This window comes from Winogradskyella sp. 266wxhm (assembly GCF_058964685.1).
On record NZ_CM179559.1, the window covers coordinates 3761461 to 3782157 of the forward strand.

Annotated in this window: 15 protein-coding genes; 6 read left to right on the forward strand and 9 right to left on the reverse strand. The window is 35.8% G+C overall.

Annotated features, from left to right (window positions below):
• The first annotated feature begins 190 nt into the window (after positions 1-190).
• From AC2H4K_RS16990 to AC2H4K_RS17000, 3 genes are all read left to right on the forward strand, one after another.
• The gene (locus AC2H4K_RS16990; RefSeq protein ID WP_281140885.1) at positions 191-595 is read left to right on the forward strand and encodes a VOC family protein; all 405 of its coding nucleotides are present in this window, start codon (positions 191-193) and stop codon (positions 593-595) included.
• A 175-nt stretch (positions 596-770) separates the two neighbouring features.
• Positions 771-1343, forward strand: a complete 573-nt coding sequence (locus AC2H4K_RS16995; protein WP_281140886.1) for a DUF4251 domain-containing protein — start codon at positions 771-773, stop codon at positions 1341-1343.
• 1092 nt (positions 1344-2435) lie between these two features.
• Positions 2436-6173 carry a glycosyl hydrolase gene (locus tag AC2H4K_RS17000; protein WP_493742646.1) on the forward strand — a complete coding sequence of 1246 codons (3738 nt, stop codon included), beginning with the start codon at positions 2436-2438 and terminating at the stop codon, positions 6171-6173.
• Between the two features lie 773 nt (positions 6174-6946).
• On the opposite strand, the gene AC2H4K_RS17005 is transcribed toward AC2H4K_RS17000, so the two are convergent.
• Both AC2H4K_RS17005 and AC2H4K_RS17010 read right to left on the reverse strand, forming a co-directional pair.
• The gene (locus AC2H4K_RS17005; protein ID WP_281140888.1) at positions 6947-7825 is read right to left on the reverse strand and encodes a YihY/virulence factor BrkB family protein; all 879 of its coding nucleotides are present in this window, start codon (positions 7823-7825) and stop codon (positions 6947-6949) included.
• Positions 7826-7828: 3 nt separating this feature from the next.
• Positions 7829-8218 carry a YihY/virulence factor BrkB family protein gene (locus AC2H4K_RS17010; protein ID WP_281140889.1) on the reverse strand — a complete coding sequence of 130 codons (390 nt, stop codon included), beginning with the start codon at positions 8216-8218 and terminating at the stop codon, positions 7829-7831.
• A gap of 235 nt (positions 8219-8453) precedes the next feature.
• Here AC2H4K_RS17010 and AC2H4K_RS17015 point away from each other — a divergent pair, with 235 nt between their 5' ends.
• Positions 8454-8717 carry a hypothetical protein gene (locus AC2H4K_RS17015; RefSeq protein WP_281140890.1) on the forward strand — a complete coding sequence of 88 codons (264 nt, stop codon included), beginning with the start codon at positions 8454-8456 and terminating at the stop codon, positions 8715-8717.
• A 553-nt stretch (positions 8718-9270) separates the two neighbouring features.
• On the opposite strand, the gene AC2H4K_RS17020 is transcribed toward AC2H4K_RS17015, so the two are convergent.
• From AC2H4K_RS17020 to AC2H4K_RS17050, 7 genes are all read right to left on the reverse strand, one after another.
• Positions 9271-10941 carry a patatin-like phospholipase family protein gene (locus tag AC2H4K_RS17020; protein ID WP_281140891.1) on the reverse strand — a complete coding sequence of 557 codons (1671 nt, stop codon included), beginning with the start codon at positions 10939-10941 and terminating at the stop codon, positions 9271-9273.
• A 4-nt stretch (positions 10942-10945) separates the two neighbouring features.
• A complete protein-coding gene (locus tag AC2H4K_RS17025) occupies positions 10946-12031 on the reverse strand; it encodes a hypothetical protein (RefSeq protein ID WP_281140892.1) in 1086 nt (361 codons plus the stop codon).
• On the reverse strand, positions 12021-12386 hold the full coding sequence (locus tag AC2H4K_RS17030; protein ID WP_281140893.1) for a hypothetical protein: 366 nt from the start codon (positions 12384-12386) through the stop codon (positions 12021-12023). The genes AC2H4K_RS17025 and AC2H4K_RS17030 overlap by 11 nt, the downstream gene beginning before the upstream one ends.
• 692 nt (positions 12387-13078) lie before the next feature.
• Positions 13079-14197: a DEAD/DEAH box helicase gene (locus tag AC2H4K_RS17035; RefSeq protein ID WP_281140894.1), complete on the reverse strand. Its 1119-nt coding sequence runs from the start codon at positions 14195-14197 to the stop codon at positions 13079-13081.
• A 112-nt stretch (positions 14198-14309) separates the two neighbouring features.
• Positions 14310-14681 carry a hypothetical protein gene (locus AC2H4K_RS17040; protein WP_281140895.1) on the reverse strand — a complete coding sequence of 124 codons (372 nt, stop codon included), beginning with the start codon at positions 14679-14681 and terminating at the stop codon, positions 14310-14312.
• A gap of 372 nt (positions 14682-15053) precedes the next feature.
• On the reverse strand, positions 15054-16607 hold the full coding sequence (locus tag AC2H4K_RS17045; protein ID WP_281140896.1) for a DEAD/DEAH box helicase: 1554 nt from the start codon (positions 16605-16607) through the stop codon (positions 15054-15056).
• Between the two features lie 108 nt (positions 16608-16715).
• Positions 16716-17138 carry a PepSY-like domain-containing protein gene (locus AC2H4K_RS17050; protein WP_281140897.1) on the reverse strand — a complete coding sequence of 141 codons (423 nt, stop codon included), beginning with the start codon at positions 17136-17138 and terminating at the stop codon, positions 16716-16718.
• Positions 17139-17324: 186 nt separating this feature from the next.
• Between AC2H4K_RS17050 and AC2H4K_RS17055 the strand changes: the two genes are divergently transcribed.
• Both AC2H4K_RS17055 and AC2H4K_RS17060 read left to right on the forward strand, forming a co-directional pair.
• Positions 17325-18248, forward strand: a complete 924-nt coding sequence (locus tag AC2H4K_RS17055; RefSeq protein ID WP_281140898.1) for a peptidoglycan DD-metalloendopeptidase family protein — start codon at positions 17325-17327, stop codon at positions 18246-18248.
• A gap of 63 nt (positions 18249-18311) precedes the next feature.
• Positions 18312-20534 carry a type IA DNA topoisomerase gene (locus AC2H4K_RS17060; RefSeq protein ID WP_281140899.1) on the forward strand — a complete coding sequence of 741 codons (2223 nt, stop codon included), beginning with the start codon at positions 18312-18314 and terminating at the stop codon, positions 20532-20534.
• Positions 20535-20697: the final 163 nt, after the last annotated feature.

The window sequence follows — 20697 nt, forward strand, 5'->3', positions numbered from 1 at the left end:
GTCATTATAATGTATGGATTGGCTTGCTCCATATCTATCAATTCTTTGCTCTTACCGTTTTAAGAAATATTTAAGATGCTCTTATCAAACTGATTAAGATTCCTGTGGTTTGCGTTAATCGGAATTGGGTATTGTCGGTATTTTTGATACTGAACGTATAAAAATTAATAACACTAAAAACTCATATATTATGAATGTACAACCATATTTAGCCTTTAAAGGCGATTGCAAACAAGCTTTAGAATTTTATAAATCCGTATTGGGAGGTAAGATTGTGAACGAACAAACTTATAACAATGTGGAGAGCGATATTCCAGAACATTACAGAAACAAATTACAACATGCCGAACTGAAGGGTAGTGGCGTGCATATCATGGCTTATGATGCTGCACCAGACACACCTTTATCTAACGGTACCAACTTAAACCTTAGTATTGATGCCGACAGTAAAGAAGACGCGAAAGCAATCTTTGACAAGTTGAGTGCCCAAGGTACGGTACACACACCATTTCAAGAAATGTCTTGGGATGCGCATTATGGCCGTTGTTCCGATCAGTTTAATGTCAGCTGGATGGTAAATTATAAGCATAACTAAAATAATCAAGGTATCATATCTTAAGTATTGAACACAATCTACGCCAGTAGTAGAAAAAAGTACAGCTTTACACTCTATGCGATTATGAACTTCCATAATCGCATTATTTTTTTAAGCTAAAAGCATGTTAATGTATTAGTATTTAATCGCATAAAACTTTATCTTTAAAAGACTTATGAAAACAATTACTTCCATAAAGACTCTAGTATATAGCCTTGGGCTTTTCATTATGCTGTTTGCGGTATCTTGTAAATCTTCCGAACCATCAGTAGAAAATACTGCAGCACTCAACCAGTTGGAGCAACAGCTGACCAATGGCGACTTTAAAATAGATATCAATACCGTGTTTCCGTTTAATACCAATGCAACTACACAAGTACTAAACAACTTAACCCGCTACACTGGTAACACCGCCAACCGTATTAATGTTAACGGTTACGAGCTCACCTTTAAAAACGACAGTATTATTGGCCAATTACCATATTATGGCGAGCAACGCATGGGCAGAGGTGCTTACGGAACTACTATGGGTGTAGTGCTTAACGGTAAACCAACAGATTACTCCCTCACAAAACATCCCAAAAAAGAAGCCTACATCATGCAGTTTGATATTGATGATGGTGAAGAATCCGTAGAAAACTATAAGGTTATCATTACATTCTATACTAGCAATATTGCCGATTTAACCTTTGCATCTTCCCACAGAAACAGCATTAGCTATAGAGGAGAAGTAAAACCAATTGAATAAAATTTAAAGACTAACCACCCTGTTTTTCAATCTGAGGCGATTAAAGGTAAATCCAAAACAAAACTCTCTCTCTCTCAAAGCTTGTCATCCTGAACTAGTTTCAGGATCTAATTAATTAAATCTACTGTCAGTCTGAGCCTGTCGAAGACGAATTACTAAAAAATAACCACACCGTCAGTTCGAGTGTTTTATTCAAAGCATGAGAATAAAATGTATCGAGAACCAATATCCACAAAGACTGTCAAACCCAAATTCCGACACAGTCGGAACATGCTGTCAGCAGTATAATAAACAAAATCCGTTAAGAATGGCTGAAGCCTTGGAAGCCATTTAGGATTTTGGTTATGGTTTTAAGAGCACCAGAGTGCTATTAAAAATACCTCTTGACAGCAAAGCACTTTTTGGGTAGCTTGCCCTGAGCGCAGTCGAAGGGTTTGGTGCATCAAAAATGAACATGAGAAACAAAAACAATTAAATAAAAATCCGTTAAGAATAGTTAAAGCCTTAAAAGTATTATTGTCATGCTGAACTGTCTCACTGAGCTTGTCAAAGTGTTGCTTTCAGGATCTAATTAATTGATTAATCTTGCTGTCAGTCTGAGCCTGTCGAAGACGAATTAGTAAAAAATAATAACCACATCGTCAGTTCGAGTATTTTATTAAAAGCATAAGAATATTTTTGGGTAACCTACCCTGAGCACATCCTAAGGATTTCTTCGTCAAAAATGGACGTACTAAAAAAACATTAAAACAACATTTCGATACTTCGTCTTTGCTCTTTACACGCCAAGATCAGTGTAACAGTTCTGAATAATACAAAACCCAAAACCAATCAACATTATCAGTCTGAACCTGTAGAAAACTAATTAGTAATGCATAAAACCACTACGTCATTTCCTTCATTTTCAAGTAATAAAAGGTAAAATGATTCAGATTTCAGGTTTTTTGTATAAACATCTAACAACTTGAGTGTTATAGATTATTGTAAGAATATTTTGCAAAAGCAATGAGATCATGTTTGGTTTTTGTATAGGTCAATTTATTTGTTTCTCATTAAGCATTGAGTATAATTGATTTACTAAATAAATAAACTATGCTTAAAAACAAACAATCATTTTTCAAAATGCTGGTAGCTTTATTGCTATCAGTACATTCTTTATGCATTACTGCTCAAGTGGTTAATATAGGTAATGGAAGCTACACAACAACGTTTCCAGGTACCGATGCCGCTGGTAGAAATGGGTTTCCTTCGGGTTCACCTCAATTAAGTGGTAATGCTATTGGTAAACCAGTGCCAACCAATGACTGGTGGTCAAAATTAATCAAGGAAAATCATGCCGATAACCTGTTTAATTATCCAATGACCATGAAAACAACCAACCAAGGTTTAATTGTAACCTATATTCCTTGGGGACCAATCGGAGATTCTGCACCAATTGAGATTGGTCTAACAGGTTTAAATGCTTCTATGGCAACCGTATCAGACTATTCAGACTGGACAGTTACTATGAACTGGAACGACGGTGCACACGACCTTAAAGCAACATCAGGTATAGGAATGCCTTTTGTCTACTTTGATAAAGGTAGTAGCGATACTGTTGAAATTACAATCAACTCTGGTATCGTAACTATTTCAAATGAAACCATTACAGTACAAGACGCTACTTCTGGATCAGATTTTGCCATTTATGCGCCAACAGGGAGTACTTGGACACAATCGGGTTCTACCTATACATCCACGCTAAACGGAAATAATTATTGGTCTTTAGCTATGTTACCACTAAGTACTTCAGATGTCAATGCAATGGCGCAAGAATACAAAAAGTACGCCTATGTATTTCCTACCAATACGGTTACCAATTGGAGTTATGATGAATCCAATTCAAAATTAACATCAACATTTACTGTAACTACTGATGTAAAAGAAGGAACAGATACCAATGTATTGTTAGGATTACTACCGCACCAATGGAATAACTTATCCGCTGGCTCAACAACACCAGACGAATATAGTTACGACACGGTTAGGGGAGAGCTAAAAACCTTAGACGGCAACAGCTTTGAAGTAGAAAATGTTTTTAAGGGCATACTGCCAACACTACCAAATTTAGGGCAGTACAGTGCAGGTTATGATCCTGCTGAATTAAACAGTAAAATTGCAGCGATACAAAACGATCAATTAGCAACTTGGACAGATTCTTACAATGAAGGTCAGGTAATGAATCGTTTAATACAAACAGCCAGAATAGCAGATCAAGTAGGTAATACTGAAGCAAGAAACACCATTGTTAGCACCATAAAAGAACGATTAGAAGATTGGTTAACCTATCAGTCTGGTGAAGTGGCATTTTTGTATTATTACAATGATACATGGTCTGCAATGTTAGGGTATCCTGCTGGCCATGGTCAAGATAACAACATCAATGACCATCATTTTCATTGGGGATATTTTATTCATGCAGCAGCGTTTATGGAACAATTTGAGCCAGGTTGGGCTGCACAATGGGGAGATATGATTAACCTATTGGTGCGCGATGCTGCTTCTGATGATAGAAATGATGCCTTATTTCCTTTTTTAAGAAACTTTAGTCCGTATGCTGGCCACAGTTGGGCAAATGGATTTGCAACCTTTCCACAAGGAAATGATCAAGAATCCACATCAGAAAGTATGCAATTTGCTTCGTCATTAATTCATTGGGGAGCAATTACAAATAACGATGCCATAAGAGATTTGGGTATATTTATCTATACCACCGAACAAACTGCTGTAGAAGAGTATTGGTTCGATATGTACCAACGAAACTTTTCCGCATCACATCCTTACGAATTTGTGTCTAGAGTTTGGGGTAATTCCTATGACAATGGCACATTCTGGACAGGTGATATTGCGGCATCTTACGGCATAGAGCTCTATCCTATACATGGTGGCTCTTTATATTTAGGTCACAATCAGAGTTATGCACAATTACTGTGGTCAGAGATCTCTGCTGATACTGGTGTATTGAGTAACGAAGAAAATCCAAACTTATGGCACGATACGTATTGGAAGTTCCTAGCTTTAACGGATGCTCAAAGTGCAATTAATTTGTACGATTCTTATCCTAATAGAGCGCTTAAGTTCGGTATTTCTAATGCGCACACTTACCATTGGCTGCACAATATGAATGCTTTAGGCACACCAGAAGCTTCAATTACAGCAAATGATCCTCTAGCAGCAGCGTTTAACGATAATGGAACCATCACCTACGTAGCACAAAACTATTCAGGTACAGCAACAACAGTAACATTTTCAGATGGCTATGTGCTAGATGTTCCTGCTTATACCTTAGCTACAAGTAGAGATATAGATATTACAGGAGTTTTATCTGCTAATCCTACTGACCCTAACGAAAATGATAATGTAGAATTATCTGTAAGTACTACAGGCGCAGGTATTACCAAAGTAGAATTTTATCATAACGGAACATTGTTAGGCGAAGATACTACTGCACCTTACCAATACACACTTCCTAATATTGCTTTAGGCATACACAATGTCTATGCGAAAGTTTATGAGGGCACATCTTCTATTGTTACCAACATTGTTACATTAACCATAGGTGATCAAGTACCGTATTTAGGATCGCCAAGCATAATACCTGGTGTAATTGAAGCAGGACATTACGATCTTTTTGAAGGTGGAAATGGCCAAAACATAGCGTATTTTGATACTTCTATGGACAATCAAGGCGGTTTTAGACCATCAGAATATGTAGACGCAGCAACAGATGCCACAGAAGGCGAAACAATCGGTTGGGTTGCAGCAGGTGAGTGGTTAGAGTACACGGTAGATGTACAAACTGCAGGATGCTACAATTTAGATATCCGTTATGCATCAGGCAATACCAATGGAGGAGGCCCTATTAAGTTTGAAGTAGATGGTGCGCAAGTAAGTCAAGATATCATATTTTCATCAACAGGAGACTGGGGAAGTTGGAGTACAAAATCTACAAGCAACGTCAACTTAACTGCTGGTGTACACGTTTTGCGATTAACAGCAACAAATGGCGAAGTTAATTTAGGTAGAATGACCTTTACTTACAATGATGTGGTATGTGCAGAGCCAGGTAATAATACAGGGCTACCATTTTATTTTGAAACCACACCAGTAACGGCAGATTTTACTAATTTTGATGGTGCTACAGCCACTGTAGAAGCAGTTGTTCCACCACAAAGCACAGGAAACAGTAGTGCCAACTTAGCCAAAATTGTTAGAGATGGCGGACAAACTTGGGCAGGGGCTTTCATTAACCTTAATGATGCTTTAAACTTTAACACAGCACAATATATTACCCTAAACCTCTGGACCGAAGCTCCTATAGGCACACAAGTACTTATGAAACTAGAGCAGCAGAGTGGTGGTTCTACCTTTGAGTTATCAACACCAACAACGGTTACAGGAGAATGGGAAACATTAAGTTGGGACTTTGGTGCCCTTGGTGTAAGCCCATACGATAAGCTAGTATTTATGTTCGATTTTGGAAACGTAGGAAACGGTAGCGCAACATCTACATTTTATTTTGATGATGTTATGCAAGTATCTTCCTTATCTACCAATGCTTTTGAAACCAATGAAGTAAAACTATATCCTAACCCTGTTGGTAGTAAGTTGTTTATAGAATCTAACATTGACTTTTCTAAGGTAGAAGTATACTCGCTACTAGGAGAAAAACTTTTTGAAGTTTCAAATAACCCTAATACTATAGATATGCAACAGTTATCAAAAGGGATTTACTTTGTAAAGCTATATTCTGAAAATTCATCTATAACCAAGAGAATAATTAAGAATTAGGTATAATCGTATTATACTGTATTACTAAAATAAAAAGCGAAGAATGGGATAACAATAATTCTCATTCTTCGCTTTTTTTTATGACTTAGAGTCTACATCTCGTACTATTATCCCCAAATGTCAGTCTGAGCCTGTCGAAGACGAATTACTAAAACAATAACCACACCGTCAGTTCGAGTGTTTTATTCGAAGTATGAGAATAAAATGTATCGAGAACCAAAAAAAAGATACCCATAAAGATCATCAAACCCCAATTCCGACACAGTCGGAAACCGCTGTCAGCAGTATAATAACCAAAATCCGTTAAGAATGGCTGAAGCCTTGGAAGCCATTTAGGATTTTGGTTATGGTTTTAAGGGCACCATAAGTGCTCTTAAAAATACCTCTTGACAGCAAAGCACTTTTTGGTTCGTTTTTGGTGCATCAAAAATGAACATAAGATTTTGGTTACGCTACGCATTATACTTTCATTTAAAACAGTGTTTCAAATTCAGTAGTGTAAAGTCCTAAATAACCCCAAACCAATACCAAAAATAAGGTTCACCCGTATCTAAGTCGGGTCTAATCCAGATCAAAAGCGACTCAAACCCAGATAAACCTCGGATAACAATCGGGTAAACATCACAACATACAACAAGATAGCCACCAAAAACCAGCACTCTCAATCATAATATACTTTAATCTAAAATGTCCTATAATTTATATTATGTAAAATACATAGTGAATTAATAACTACTCTACAATGTATTTCTAGTGTATCATAAAAAGATCTATCATACCACAGATTCAGGATTTATAAGATACTTATCAGCATACTGTTTAGTAAAGTGTGCACCAAATAATAATATTAAACTAGAATACGACACCCACAGCATAATCAAAATTATAGAGCCTGCAGCTCCGTAAGTAGAACCAGGTTCCATAGTATTAAAATATAATGCCAGCAGATATTTACCAATCATAAACATTACGGTTGTTAATGCGGCGCCTACACGTACAGATTTCCACGGGATTCTCGCGGATGGTAAATATTTAAACATCGTAGCAAACAAGATATAAATAAAGCCAACCGACACTAACAAGTCCACCAAAAACAACAAATCGAACATATCTTCTGGTAATAACTCATTTAGTTGTCGACTAAAAGTGCTTAATAATGAGGTCAACACCAAACTCACTAACAACAAAAAGCCTATAACCAGTATAAATCCAAAGCTTTTAGCACGACTTACAATGGTTGCTAAAAGGCTGTTTTCGTACCTTGGATGATTTCCCCATATATTATCTAAAGCACTCTGCACCTGAAAAAACACTCCTGTAGAACCGTACAACAGCGTTCCTATACCAATGATGGTCGCCATGATTGAAGTGTCCGCACTACTCCTATTGTTTATCATAACCCGAATAGCATCAGCGGCATCAGGTCCTATGGCGCTAGATATTTCACCCAGTAACTCCCCTTGTACCAAGTCTTCTCCCCAAACACTGCCTACCACTTTTAAGATAATAATGATGAGTGCTGGTAAAGACAGTATGCCGTAATATGCTACAATTGCACTGTGTTTAAAAGGATCTCCTTTGTACCAAGATTTACCTGTATTAACCAGTAATCGTGGGATATGCTGTATTTTGAATGATTCGGGTGTTGTCATTAGTCATGCATTACCCCATATATTATCTAAAGCACTCTGCACCTGAAAAAACACTCCTGTAGAACCGTACAACAGCGTTCCTATACCAATGATGGTCGCCATGATTGAAGTGTCCGCACTACTCCTATTGTTTATCATAACCCGAATAGCATCAGCGGCATCAGGTCCTATGGCGCTAGATATTTCACCCAGTAACTCCCCTTGTACCAAGTCTTCTCCCCAAACACTGCCTACCACTTTTAAGATAATAATGATGAGTGCTGGTAAAGACAGTATGCCGTAATATGCTACAATTGCACTGTGTTTAAAAGGATCTCCTTTGTACCAAGATTTACCTGTATTAACCAGTAATCGTGGGATATGCTGTATTTTGAATGATTCGGGTGTTGTCATTAGTCATGCATTATAAGTAAATCTAAAGTTTGATTTTTAGAGTGCTTAGCGCATTTGGTTGAAATACTATTCTTAATGACATTGGATATTATAAATGCTGTTTTTGGAGTGCATATTTGTTAAAAATCAGCACTTTGCCGAGGAAAGGCATCCGTAAAGCAGATATTTTTTATGTAAAACTGGTTTGATGGTATTTTCGTATATAGATTCCCTCAGCTACTTAAAACCTATTATTATGGACACAAACTTTTCTTTGTTCAACCAGATCAACAGTTTATGTTATTGGTTGTTAACGTACAGCGACTACAGAACTTCTGTGAACCTTAATGCCGAAAACGACACATATAGTGTCTGTATTACTCATGCTGGTATTGAGCTTTATTCTAATTGTATTCAAGGATTTAGCAAACGTAATCCACGCTTTTTAGAGCATGAATTGGATGCTATTGTTGCAGGTTTGTTACATTTGAAGCAGAATGTTGCTTTAGAAACGGCTTAGACTGATATTAGCAATTAGGTACTGTTATTCTGTAAATGGTTCTCGATACTTTTTATTCTCATGCTTCGAATAAAACACTCGAACTGATGGTTTTTTATTAGGCTTTTACTCTATTCAACGTTTATTAATTTATCTTGACAGGCTCAGGTTAATATTACTTAGTTATTATGTCACCCTGAACTCGGTTCAGGATCTATTTAATTGTTTTTTTTCTTATGTTCATTTTGTCTTGATACAAAACGAACCAAAAAATCAAAACGATTTTTAGGAAGTTGCAAGCACCATTCGCTGATAACTGCTTATCTTGTATTTATATTCTTAATTGTTCTTCAATCCTAGATTTGAGTATTTAAGATTGATAAGAGCTCATTACTTCTGAAAATCGTTGCTTCCGACTGTGTCGGAATATGGGTTTGATTCTCTTTGTGGTTAATGTTGTATTACTAAAACGTCTTCGACAGGCTCAGACTGAAAACATCTTTCATGTTTGATGAGATCCTGAATCGAGTTCAGGATGACATGGCAACAAAGAGTTTAGGTTTTTAAAGTAATATTACTTCAATTGTTCTGTGAGCCAAAGTGGGTTTTTATTAAAGACTTTCCAATCCTTTTCTAGGGCTTTGTAGAGTTTATCGAGTTCTGTAAAATCGGTAATACCACTACTCTCTTCTGCTTTAAGTGATAATATATAATCCATTAATTCATAACAGGTTGTGAATTGTCCGCAAGCGATTAGTGTATCCATTCTATTTTTCTGAATATCGGTTTTATCCCACCATAAAGTGGTTGGTGTTTCAGATGCTGTAAGGCATACACTTTTTAAACTTTTGGAAGGTTTTGGCTTTATATGGTCATTATAATTTGCTTTAGTATAAGGAGTGTCTTCTCCGTTGAGTTTATACACGGTTGATGTTAAGCGTTTATTATTTAAGCTCGACTTGGAATAGAATAAGTCATAATTGAGTCGACGCATTTGCTTAAGAAACACATCGTTTATCATTTTAGCAGCAGATGTTGCACGTTCGGTGAGCATACGCTGCACCAAGGAGATATCTAGCTTTTGAAAGGTAAGAATATCATCTAGCAAAGGTTCTGGAACATTCTTTTTAAAGAGATTTTTTAGTTTACTAAGTGTAAAACCTTTTATGGTTGCGGCTAAGAGTCCTAAAATGGTCATGGTGAGTCCGATTCCCATGATGACACTACCAACGATATAGAGTGCTGTCCAGGCATTACCTTCACATTCAAAATAAGAACCAGCTAGCACAATGATGAGACCTATCAGTAAGGTAATCCAATAGATAGGTTTAATAGTAAAATATTGCAATACCTTATTGACTGCCTTTTGAACCGTTGATGTTTTTTCGATTTCCGCAGTATCAGGTTGCCAAGGAGTCATTTTGTAACTTCCAACATCATTGACCATAATAAGATCGAGTTTCCCTTTCATACGGTCATTGATTTTCATCATACTACCAATGCCTTGGTTATCGGCAATACCACCATCCATAATCCCTACTCCATCAATATAGCAATCCAATCCTTTAAGGTTTTTATAAGCTTCCGAATTTTGATCTTGGAAATAATCATCAGGAAATACTAAAGGTTCAAAACCCAAAGGAAAACATGATGATGAAGCTATAGCATCACTGAGCTGCACCTTATTTCGTAATGCATCGACTTCACTTCTATTGCTATTGTATAACGGACTATTTCCAAAGAATCCTTGATTCTGAAAACGATACGTTAACCCGAACGAAAAGTCTGTAGCATTAAAACAGACCTGTTCAATATGCTTTATATTGTCTTTATTGAACAATTCAAAATCACCTGAAAAGATGGGCATTTCGGCATAAGTCAAAGCAAAGGCATTGATGAGTGAACGTTTTTTATGACTGTTTTTCCAGATGCTATCATCTTCCAATTTAGCAATGGCGGTTTCTAAAAGTTTATCATTTTCTGGTGTAAAGGTGTTGTAAAACTCTTTGAAAAAGGTTTTGAAATCGTAATCAGGATGTTGAAGTGCTTTCGCAAAGCCAACACCCAATAAAGTTCCACCACTAACGGTACTGATGGCCTTTACGGATTTTAATAAGGATTCATTTTTATACGAAATATGATCTAAATAAGATACTACGCCTAAAGCAAAGAAAGTAGCTCTGTAACCACCACCGCTAAAGCAAAGTCCTATATTTTCGAATGGTTGGAATTGATGACCTGACATACTTTTATAGTTTTACTTTGCTATTACCTGTGTTAATTCCCCAATGAATTCCGAATAAAGTCACCAGATTATCATCTTCATTCACGCTAAAATCCTTACCAAATCCTCCTGTAATACTGATGTCTTTATTGATCGTAAAACGAATGTTTCCTACAGAGCGCTCACTATCTATAGTACCTTTTCTGGAAATATACTCGTAACCTACACCTAGTTTACCAAATTCGAATTCTAATTTTCCACCAAAATCACGATAGTAATTTGTGAAGAAATCTTCTGGACTTGTAGTATTGAAACCATCTTCAATATAACGAGCTGTCAATAATAGATTGAAATAGTTATTGGTTTTGGCATCGCTACCTTCGTTTAGAATGATACTGGTTTCGGATGTTAACCACGATCCAAAGCGTTTTACGGTCCCAGAAGAAATGGAATTTTCCTTAAACAAGGTACTGTAACCAATGGCAGCATCGAGCCTGAATTGCGGTTTGATTACTTTTTGGTAAGGTTCTAAAAGTGCATTGATTTCCTCTTGATTGTCGTTATAATACGCTTGGATAGCTTCTGGTCCTTGTGTAAGTACTTCCACAGGAACTGTTATGTTAGACAATGCTGTTGCCATACCAATCGTATTAGCATGTACTTTTTCTTTGTTATAAAAACGGAGCAATGTTGTACGGACTCCTATGGAATATGTTTTACGTTCGTCTGCTAAGCCTGAAAATTCTTTATCTACATAAGCAAAGGAAATAGTAGTGGTATTGAGTCCACTAAAAGGATTCTGCTTGAGTTTCTTGGTTTCTTCATCTTGCGTGACTCCAATATACTTCTGATAGGTTCTGTCCTTTCGTTCTTGATTGATGAGAAAATATGGAGTAGCTTCTACAGACAAGCTTTTACCAAAGTTATCTAAGGCATGAATGGCGAGCGCTTTTAGATTTTCTGGAGTGTAAATAGCTGTTGGTGTTTCTTCTACCAGTACAAATGCTGGAGTTGAGGCGTTAGCTAAAGTAAATTCACTCAAATCTACCTGTTGCGCTTGAAGTGTTAAGCCAAAAGCGCATACTATACTTAATGCTAATTTAGTTCTCATCGTCTTCGGTTTTTTCAAGTTTTAAAACTACGTAAGACATAAAGAGCATAGGATTGATCTTTACCTTTTCTGCCACAAAAGATTCCGTAATCGTTTCTGTAGAAATAATACATTCCACAATAGTGGTTTCCATCACGGCATCTATGAGTCCTCCGCTGACAAAGAAATTAGAAACTACAGATAGTGATTTTCCGTCGAGATCATCGATAGTACCAAGCTCAACATTAAAATTATTGGTAATACTTTTTTTGACCACGACATCATCGAGATGCACGTTAGAGCCGACATTGGCATCAGAGCTGATTTTGACCGTAAGCTTAACGGTTTCCCCTGTTTTGATTTTTAAGGTTTCCATTGGTGTATTTGGTTTTAACGTTAAAAACGATACTAATTTGTACTACTGTTACTGCTAGAATTATAGCGGTAATAGTACGTAAGGGAATTTGTAATTGTTATAGCAAGAGGGTCAACAAGAGTGTGTTAAAGGTATAAAATCTTTGTGAATTTTGTTTGATATAGGATTGGTTTTTAGTTTTGATATTGTCTTTGATAGGCTCGGACTGACATTAACATTCAAATGCTGTCATCCTGAACTAGTTTCAGTATCATTTTTTTATACGTTCATTTTGTATTCGTCAATATTCATTGTTTAAGAACTCATGATATGCTTCGCAGTTCTTGATACAAACCCTTCGACTGCGCTCAGGACAGGCTACCTAAAAAATCAAAACGATTTGTAGGAAGTTGCAAGCACCATTCGATGATGGTTGTATATTTTGTTTTATTATTAATAATTATTTTTTAATCCTTGATTTGGATCTTTAATATTGATAATTACTTATTACTTCTGAAAATCGTTGGTTCCGACTATGTCGGAATTTGGTTTTGATTCTCTTTGTGGTTAATGCTGGATTATTAACTCGTCTTCGACAGGCTCAGACTGACAATATCAATAATGAATTAAATCCTTAAACAACACTTCGTCAAGCTCAGTGTGACAGTTCAGGATGACAAAAATCAATGACAATGGCTTCTTTTAGATTTTTGTCAAACTGTCATTTCTTTGAACGTGATACCGAGTTCGGATTGGATATCAATAATCTTTTGCATTTCGCCAGGAATGATAAGTGCGATGGATTGACCTGTTTTACCAGCTCTGGCCGTTCTACCACTACGATGGGTATAATAGTCTAAATACTCTGGTAATTGATGGTGTAACACAAAAGCAAGATTATTTACATCAATACCTCTGGCGGAAACATCAGTGGAAACCAATACTTGTAGACTTTCATTTTTAAAGGCTCTCATAACCTTATCGCGTTCTTTTTGCTGCATGTCTCCTTGTAAAACATCAACAGCAAAACCTTCGTGCTGTAATTGTTGTGCTAAGGTTTTGGCACCTGCTTTTGTTCTGCAGAAAATAACTCCTCTATCGTCTTTGCGTTTATCCAAAATTCGGATAATCATATTGACTTTATCTTTAATATTAGTCTGTACGTAATGGTGAGAAATATTTTCATTAACTAAAGCGTTTTTGTTCACCTCTACTCTAGCCGCATTTGGATCCATGTAGTTTTTGATCATACTCTTTATATCCTGAGGCATAGTTGCTGAAAACAACCATGTTTTTCTGTTGCTGGTATTGTATTTTAGTATTTTGTTTAAGTCTTCCTTAAAACCCATACTCAGCATTTCATCCGCTTCATCAAGTACCAAGGTCTTTACATTAGAAATATCCACTGCACCACGCTCTACCAAGTCTAGCAAACGACCTGGTGTTGCCACTACGATATGTGTTGTTCGATTTAATGCTCGCATTTGAACATCCATCTTTTCGCCACCGTAAACGCCTTCAGCAAATATCTTTCCATCAATATACTTAGTGAATTTAAAGAGTTGCTTCTGTATTTGTTGAACCAATTCTCTGGTTGGAGCTATTATTAGTGCCTGAACTTCATTCTTATTTTTATCAATAGAATGTAATAGCGGTAATCCGAAGGCAGCTGTTTTTCCTGTGCCTGTTTGCGCTAAACCTATTAAATCTGTTTCTGCCTCCAATAATATTGGAATTACTGCAGCTTGAATTTCTGTAGGGTTTATAATGTTGAGCTCTTTAAGAGCTTTTATGTAAGGCTTACTTATTCCAATATCTTTAAAAGTCGTCATAGTCTTATAATTATTTTACAAAGGTACTTGTGTGAAGTAGAAAAACTAAGTTTTAATCTAAAAAAAACGACAGTAGATTTTACTGTCGTTTTGTTGTAATAACCGGTTATTACTATTTGTCATCAACACTAACTTGAGCTAGTGGTTGAATTTGCGGCTTTAAACGCTTGTACAAATCGAATTGTGGTTTTGTTAGTACATTGCGCATTTCCATGGTTTCCGCTTTTCTTAGTTTATATAGCATATTTAGTTTAGTTTTACCTTTGAATTCGTTGTGAATTTTTTCTTCTCTAATGAGGTACTCTTCTACTTTTTTTTCGAATAACGTAAATTGCTTACCATCCAGACCTAATTGGTCGTCATATGTTTTCGTAATTTTTGTGGCTATGCTTTCTAATGCTTTATTATCCTTTTGCATAATTGGATCTTGAGCCGAAAGTTGTAATGTAAATACTATACCTAATATAAATAAAACTGTTCTCATGGTTATTGTGATTTTATGGTTTACTATAATATAACAGCAGAAACTATATGAGTCAATTTTTTTAAGATTACTTAACGGAATTGAGGTTGTTTTAACATTGAATTAATAGTTTACAACATGACATGTAAACTATTATAAATCAAAATTTAACAAAAACTTATTTAAACACATGTACCTCATGAATTCTTGATCAGACTTAGATAACATCAATGTTTTATTAGATCCTGAAACAACACTTCGATACTTCGTCTTTGCTTAGTACAGACTCAGCTCAGTGTGACAGTTCAGGAAGACAAATCTTTGTGATGATTGGCGATATAATTTATTCCCATACTCCGAAAATGAAATATGTAGTTTATTTAATACTAGAGATTATTCTTCTGGCGGATAACCATGGATTTCCTCAAACTTCTCATCAAAATTGGTACGTAAATAGGTGTTCAATTTCTTTTGGTAGTCGTCCTTTAACCATTTTAAGAAGTTGTAGGTGCTTTTACTAATACACTTTGCATAGATTTCAATACGCTGATTGATGTCTTCTTTTAATAATTTAGCTAAAGCCAAAGCATCATAAACATCTTCACTATTCTCTATACAAATTTTTGCATGATGCTCTATAGAACGCTCTAAAACCACTTTTGAAGATTCACCATTAGCTACTGCATCTTTGTAGGTTTGGCGAATATCAAAGTAAGTATCTTCTGACTTTGAAAATTCGTCTTTGATATCGTCCGATAAGTCATGCTTAAAATTAGCTTCAATAGCTTCATCACTCTTTATTCTATCCGCATACCAGTTAGGCGACTTAAAGATTAATTGCCAATCTAAATCAGCTCCCCAAGGTCCGAAACGATACAAGTTATTCCCTAAATCAATAATTGTGAACTTGGATTTATTATTAAGAATACGCGATCCACGACCAACCATCTGATAATAAAGCGTCAACGATTTTGTTGCTCTGTTAAGAATGATAGTGTCAATAGTAGGTTCATCAAAACCTGTAGTTAAGATACTAACAGACGTAAGTACAGCATTTGGTGTTTCGTGAAACCAATCTAATATTTGCTTACGTTGCTTTTTGGTCGCCGTATTATCTAAGTGCATAATAGGAATACCAGCTTCTCTAAACGCATAGTAGACACTTATTGAAGTGTTGATACCATTGTTAAATATTAAAGTCTTCTTCCCTAGTGAATGTTTTTTGTAAGCGTCAATAGTTTTCTGCAACATAGCAGGACTAGAGTATAAATCTTCGGAAGATTTCACGGTATAATCACCATTAGAACCAACCTCAAGAGATGTTAAACCCATATCGTAAGCGTAAGTCTCTGCTCGTGCTAAGAATTCGTTTTCAATAAGGTTTTCAATGGTTTCACCTGTAATAAGTTCATCGTAATTACCTTTCATTGGTAATTCTTTATTAGAACTTAAAGGAGTTGCGGTAACACCGAGGATGAATGAATTTTCAAAAAATTTAAAAAGCTTTGTAAATGAGTTGTAATGCGCCTCATCTATAATAACCAAACCAACATCAGAAATGTCTAGTTTGTCGTCATTTAACCTATTGTTTAAGGTCTCAACCATGGCTACAAAACAAGAATAATCCGCCTGATCATCTAAATTAGCCTTACTGCTTACCACTTTATTAGTTACACCAAAGCTCGTTAACATTTTTGAAGTTTGGTTACACAACTCAATTCTGTGTGTCATAACCAAAACTTTTTTATTGTGATTTTTTAGATATTGGCGCACCATTTCGGAGAAAATAACCGTTTTACCACCTCCTGTTGGCAATTGGTATAGCAGATGGTAATCGTCTGGAGCGGTATCAAACTTTTCAAAAATCTTATTTATTGCACCTTGTTGGTAATCGTATAATTCTTTGTCGGTCTTTTTTTCTTGAAGAGCTTGATTGTTTTGAGACATAAATGAAATTTCGGGTTTTTAAATTGAGGTGCAAATTTACAATTCTTTGTAGCATAAAAAAAGCACCTATACAATATAGATGCCTTTCCTAGTTTTAAGTGTTGAATGTTATGTATTTATAATGGATCCATCTGCTCTGAACTCCACATCTTTATTTTTCCCTTTTTGTTTAAATTCTACATCGTAGAATACACCTTTAGTAGCACTATCTACTTTTTCTATTTCAGTTATTTCCTCGCTACCATAATTGTCCTTAATAGAGTTTTTTATAGCTTTAGGTAGCGCTTTCTTGTCAATACTTGTTTCCGTTTCAACCCAAGAGCCATCAGCATTAAAGTCTGCTCTATACTTTACACCATCAATTTTGAAGTGTGCTTCGTAATACCCATGATCGTCTTGATGCCAATCTGGATCATTCTCACCTGGATATTTAGCCTGAAAGGTTTTCTTTACAGCTTCAGGTGTTTGACCTTTAGTGTTATTATTACAACTCAAAAGTATTGCTGCACATAGTATAAATATCTTTTTCATAACAATTTCTTTTTAGTTATTCACAAAGTTAATTTTACCACAGGCTTGGTTTTAACTTATATAGTAAGAATTATTGTTCATATCGTTTACAGGTTCATTTTTGTTCAACATATATGAGACAATATTAATTCTATATTTACGTTTCAAAAATTGAATAAAATTTTTAGAATTAGTTATTTTCCCTCTATGAAGTACTTTGCTTTTTGTGTTGCTTTGTTTAGCAGTATTACATTTTCATTTGCCCAACAAGACTCTACCTTAACTTCATTAAAAATTAAAATCCCAAACACCTCTCTTTTTGATAAGTCAGAACAGATTAAAGAAGTTGAAATTCCATTAGTAACTTCCGATGCGCTTCCTGATATCAAAGCTGAATTTTGGGATACCACAGTCTATAATCCTTATAAAGATATTGAGGTTAAGTTTCCTTTACAGCTTAAATTTACAGATACCACATACGCTTCGCCTGTTGCCCATAAAAAGGTAATTACGTCTCGCTATGGATGGCGAAGAGGACGACCACATCAAGGCATCGATATTGATTTGGTTACAGGAGATAGTGTTGTTTCAGTTTTAGATGGCATCGTTCGTTTTGCTGGTTACAGTTATGGTCATGGAAAAACAGTTGTGGTTAGACATTATAACGGCATGGAGACAACGTATGCACACCTCTCTCGTATTAATGTTAAAGCTAACGACTCAATAGCTAAAGGCGGATTCTTAGGCAAAGGTGGAAACACAGGAAACTCTAGAGGAAGTCATTTACACTTGGTTGCAAGTTTTAAAGGTGAAAGAATTCATCCTGAATATTTATTTGATTTCTCACCAACCAATAAAATTAGAGCTCAAGAAATATGGGTAACCCAAGAGTGGACGCGTGCTATATTTCACAATTCAAGACGTGTGAGTAAAGTAAATGTTCTGGAGTCCGAAGAAGCTGCCTTAGCTAGTCTAGTTAAAGAAAAAACGATTTACACAGTGAGAAAAGGAGATACATTGTATGGTATTGCAAGGAGAAATAATATTCCGATATCTCTAATTTGTACTTCCAATAAAATCAAAAAGTCCTCTCCGTTAAAAATTGGACAAAAGTTAGTCTTAGAACTTTAATAAAATAGTCTTTTTTCATTTAGAAATTTCTGTAATTTGCAGGCTGATTAAAACCGAAGTGTATTGAAAGTTTGTATTGCCGAAAAACCTAGTGTTGCCAGAGAAATAGCTTCTGTACTTGGTGCTACCACCAAGCGAGATGGTTATTTTGAAGGAAATGGATATGCTGTAACTTACACCTTCGGACACCTTTGTACGCTTTGTGAGCCTAGTGACTACAAGCCTTATTGGAAAAGTTGGGATCTTAACAACTTACCTATGCTTCCTGACAAATTCAAAGTAAAGGTTGCCAATAATGATGGTATAAAAAAACAATTCAAAATTGTAAAAAGTCTTTTTGATAAAGCTGATGTGGTGATAAACTGCGGTGATGCCGGACAAGAAGGAGAATTAATACAGCGTTGGGTTATCAATGAAGCAAAATACAAAGGTAAAGTAGAACGTTTGTGGATTTCGTCTTTAACGACTGAAGCCATAAAAGAAGGTTTTGACAATCTAAAACCCTCTGAAAACTATGATAATCTTTACTACGCAGGCTTTTCAAGATCTATAGGTGATTGGCTTTTGGGTATTAATGCCACACGACTTTATACTGTGAAACATGGTGGCTACAAACAGGTATTGTCTGTTGGTCGCGTGCAAACTCCGACGCTTGCTATGCTTGTTAACCGTTATAAGGAGATAGAAAATTTTGTTCCTCAGCCGTATTGGGAATTACAGACCATGTATAGAGATACGCTGTTTAGTTATGAGGAAGGTCGTTTTCTTAAAATGGAAGATGGTGAAAAACTAGCAACTAAAGTTAAGGAACACGAATTTGAAATAGAATCCATTACCAAGAAGAAAGGTACAGAGTATGCTCCAAAATTGTTTGATCTTACAGGTCTTCAAGTATACTGTAATAACAAGTTTGGTTTTTCGGCTGATGAGACGCTTAAAATTGCGCAACGCTTGTATGAAAAAAAGGTAGTAACGTACCCTAGAGTAGACACCACTTTTTTACCTAACGATGTTTATCCTAAGGTGAAAAACATATTATCAAAACTCACTGATTATTCTGAACTTACAACTTCTATATTAAATAAAAAAATAAAGAAATCTTCTAGAGTTTTTAATGATAAAAAAGTTACCGATCACCATGCTATAATTCCAACAGGAATACAAACCCATTTACAACCTGCCGAGCAACAAGTTTATGACATTATAACACGACGATTTATAGCTGTTTTTTATGACGATTGCAAGGTTTCTAACACTACAGTCATTGGGAAAGCAGCTGATGTTAACTTTAAGACCACAGGAAAAGAAATCTTATCCAAAGGATGGCGTGTTGTTTTTGAATCTGATAGCTCGAAAAATAAAGGTGAATCCATACTTCCTTCATTTGTTAAAGGTGAAAAAGGACCTCATGAACCCTCTTTTTTAGAAAAGCAAACTAAGCCACCAAATCAATATACTGAAGCTTCCCTTCTACGCGCTATGGAAACCGCAGGAAAGCAAGTAGATGATGATGAGCTGAGAGACCTTATGAAAGAGAATGGCATTGGTAGACCATCTACCAGAGCCAATATTATTGAAACGCTCTTTAAACGTAAGTACATCAAACGAAATAAAAAGCAAATTCTACCTACTGTAACAGGTATTCAGCTGATTGATACTATTCAAAACGAATTATTAAAATCGGCGGAATTAACTGGAACTTGGGAAAAGCAACTAAAAGATATTGAGAAAGGCAAGATAAGTGCCAACGCTTTTATTAAAGGTATGAAGCGCATGGTTGATGCTTTGGTCTATGAGGTAAGAAGTGAAAAAGTAGAAACCCGTATTTCGGCAGTAAATAACAAGCCTACATCATCACCAAAAGCGAAAAAGAAAAGCAAATCCAAATCATTAGTTGGGAGTGACTGTCCTAAATGCAAAAACGGTCAATTATTAAAAGGAAAATCGGCTTATGGATGCAGTCTTTATGGTAAGAGTTGTGATTTTACACTCCCCTTTAGTTTTGCAGATAAAAAGATTTCAGAAAACCAATATAAACGGTTGTTGAGTAAAGGATCTACCGTAAACTTAAAAGGGTTTAACGTACAAGGAAATTCTATTGAAGGTTTATTACGTTTTGATGATAATTTTAAATTGAAATTAGAACCGAAACAAACGGCTAAAAACCTTTCTGTTAACGTTGGTGATACTTGTCCAAAATGTAAAACAGGTAAAATACTGAAAGGTAAAACCGCTTTCGGTTGTAGCAATTATAAATCTGGATGTGATTTTAGAGTGAACCTTTAGATAAACATCTATGACACTATGAGATCCTGAAACAACACTTTGGCAAGCTCAGCGTGACTGTTCAGGATGGCAAAACAAAACGTTTGATTATATAACTAAAATGTCAGTCTGAGCTTGTCGAAGACTGCTTAAACTACACTTCGACAAGCTCAGTGTGACGCAA

What these genes read in the sequence shown, in the direction of transcription:
- AC2H4K_RS16990 (WP_281140885.1), top strand. Translation starts at nt 191, where the DNA reads ATGAATGTACAACCATATTTAGCCTTTAAAGGCGATTGCAAACAAGCT.
- AC2H4K_RS16995 (WP_281140886.1), top strand. Translation starts at nt 771, where the DNA reads ATGAAAACAATTACTTCCATAAAGACTCTAGTATATAGCCTTGGGCTT.
- AC2H4K_RS17000 (WP_493742646.1), top strand. Translation starts at nt 2,436, where the DNA reads ATGCTTAAAAACAAACAATCATTTTTCAAAATGCTGGTAGCTTTATTG.
- AC2H4K_RS17005 (WP_281140888.1), bottom strand. Translation starts at nt 7,825, where the DNA reads ATGACAACACCCGAATCATTCAAAATACAGCATATCCCACGATTACTG.
- AC2H4K_RS17015 (WP_281140890.1), top strand. Translation starts at nt 8,454, where the DNA reads ATGGACACAAACTTTTCTTTGTTCAACCAGATCAACAGTTTATGTTAT.
- AC2H4K_RS17040 (WP_281140895.1), bottom strand. Translation starts at nt 14,681, where the DNA reads ATGAGAACAGTTTTATTTATATTAGGTATAGTATTTACATTACAACTT.
- AC2H4K_RS17020 (WP_281140891.1), bottom strand. Translation starts at nt 10,941, where the DNA reads ATGTCAGGTCATCAATTCCAACCATTCGAAAATATAGGACTTTGCTTT.
- AC2H4K_RS17010 (WP_281140889.1), bottom strand. Translation starts at nt 8,218, where the DNA reads ATGACAACACCCGAATCATTCAAAATACAGCATATCCCACGATTACTG.
- AC2H4K_RS17050 (WP_281140897.1), bottom strand. Translation starts at nt 17,138, where the DNA reads ATGAAAAAGATATTTATACTATGTGCAGCAATACTTTTGAGTTGTAAT.
- AC2H4K_RS17035 (WP_281140894.1), bottom strand. Translation starts at nt 14,197, where the DNA reads ATGACGACTTTTAAAGATATTGGAATAAGTAAGCCTTACATAAAAGCT.
- AC2H4K_RS17030 (WP_281140893.1), bottom strand. Translation starts at nt 12,386, where the DNA reads ATGGAAACCTTAAAAATCAAAACAGGGGAAACCGTTAAGCTTACGGTC.
- AC2H4K_RS17025 (WP_281140892.1), bottom strand. Translation starts at nt 12,031, where the DNA reads ATGAGAACTAAATTAGCATTAAGTATAGTATGCGCTTTTGGCTTAACA.
- AC2H4K_RS17045 (WP_281140896.1), bottom strand. Translation starts at nt 16,607, where the DNA reads ATGTCTCAAAACAATCAAGCTCTTCAAGAAAAAAAGACCGACAAAGAA.
- AC2H4K_RS17055 (WP_281140898.1), top strand. Translation starts at nt 17,325, where the DNA reads ATGAAGTACTTTGCTTTTTGTGTTGCTTTGTTTAGCAGTATTACATTT.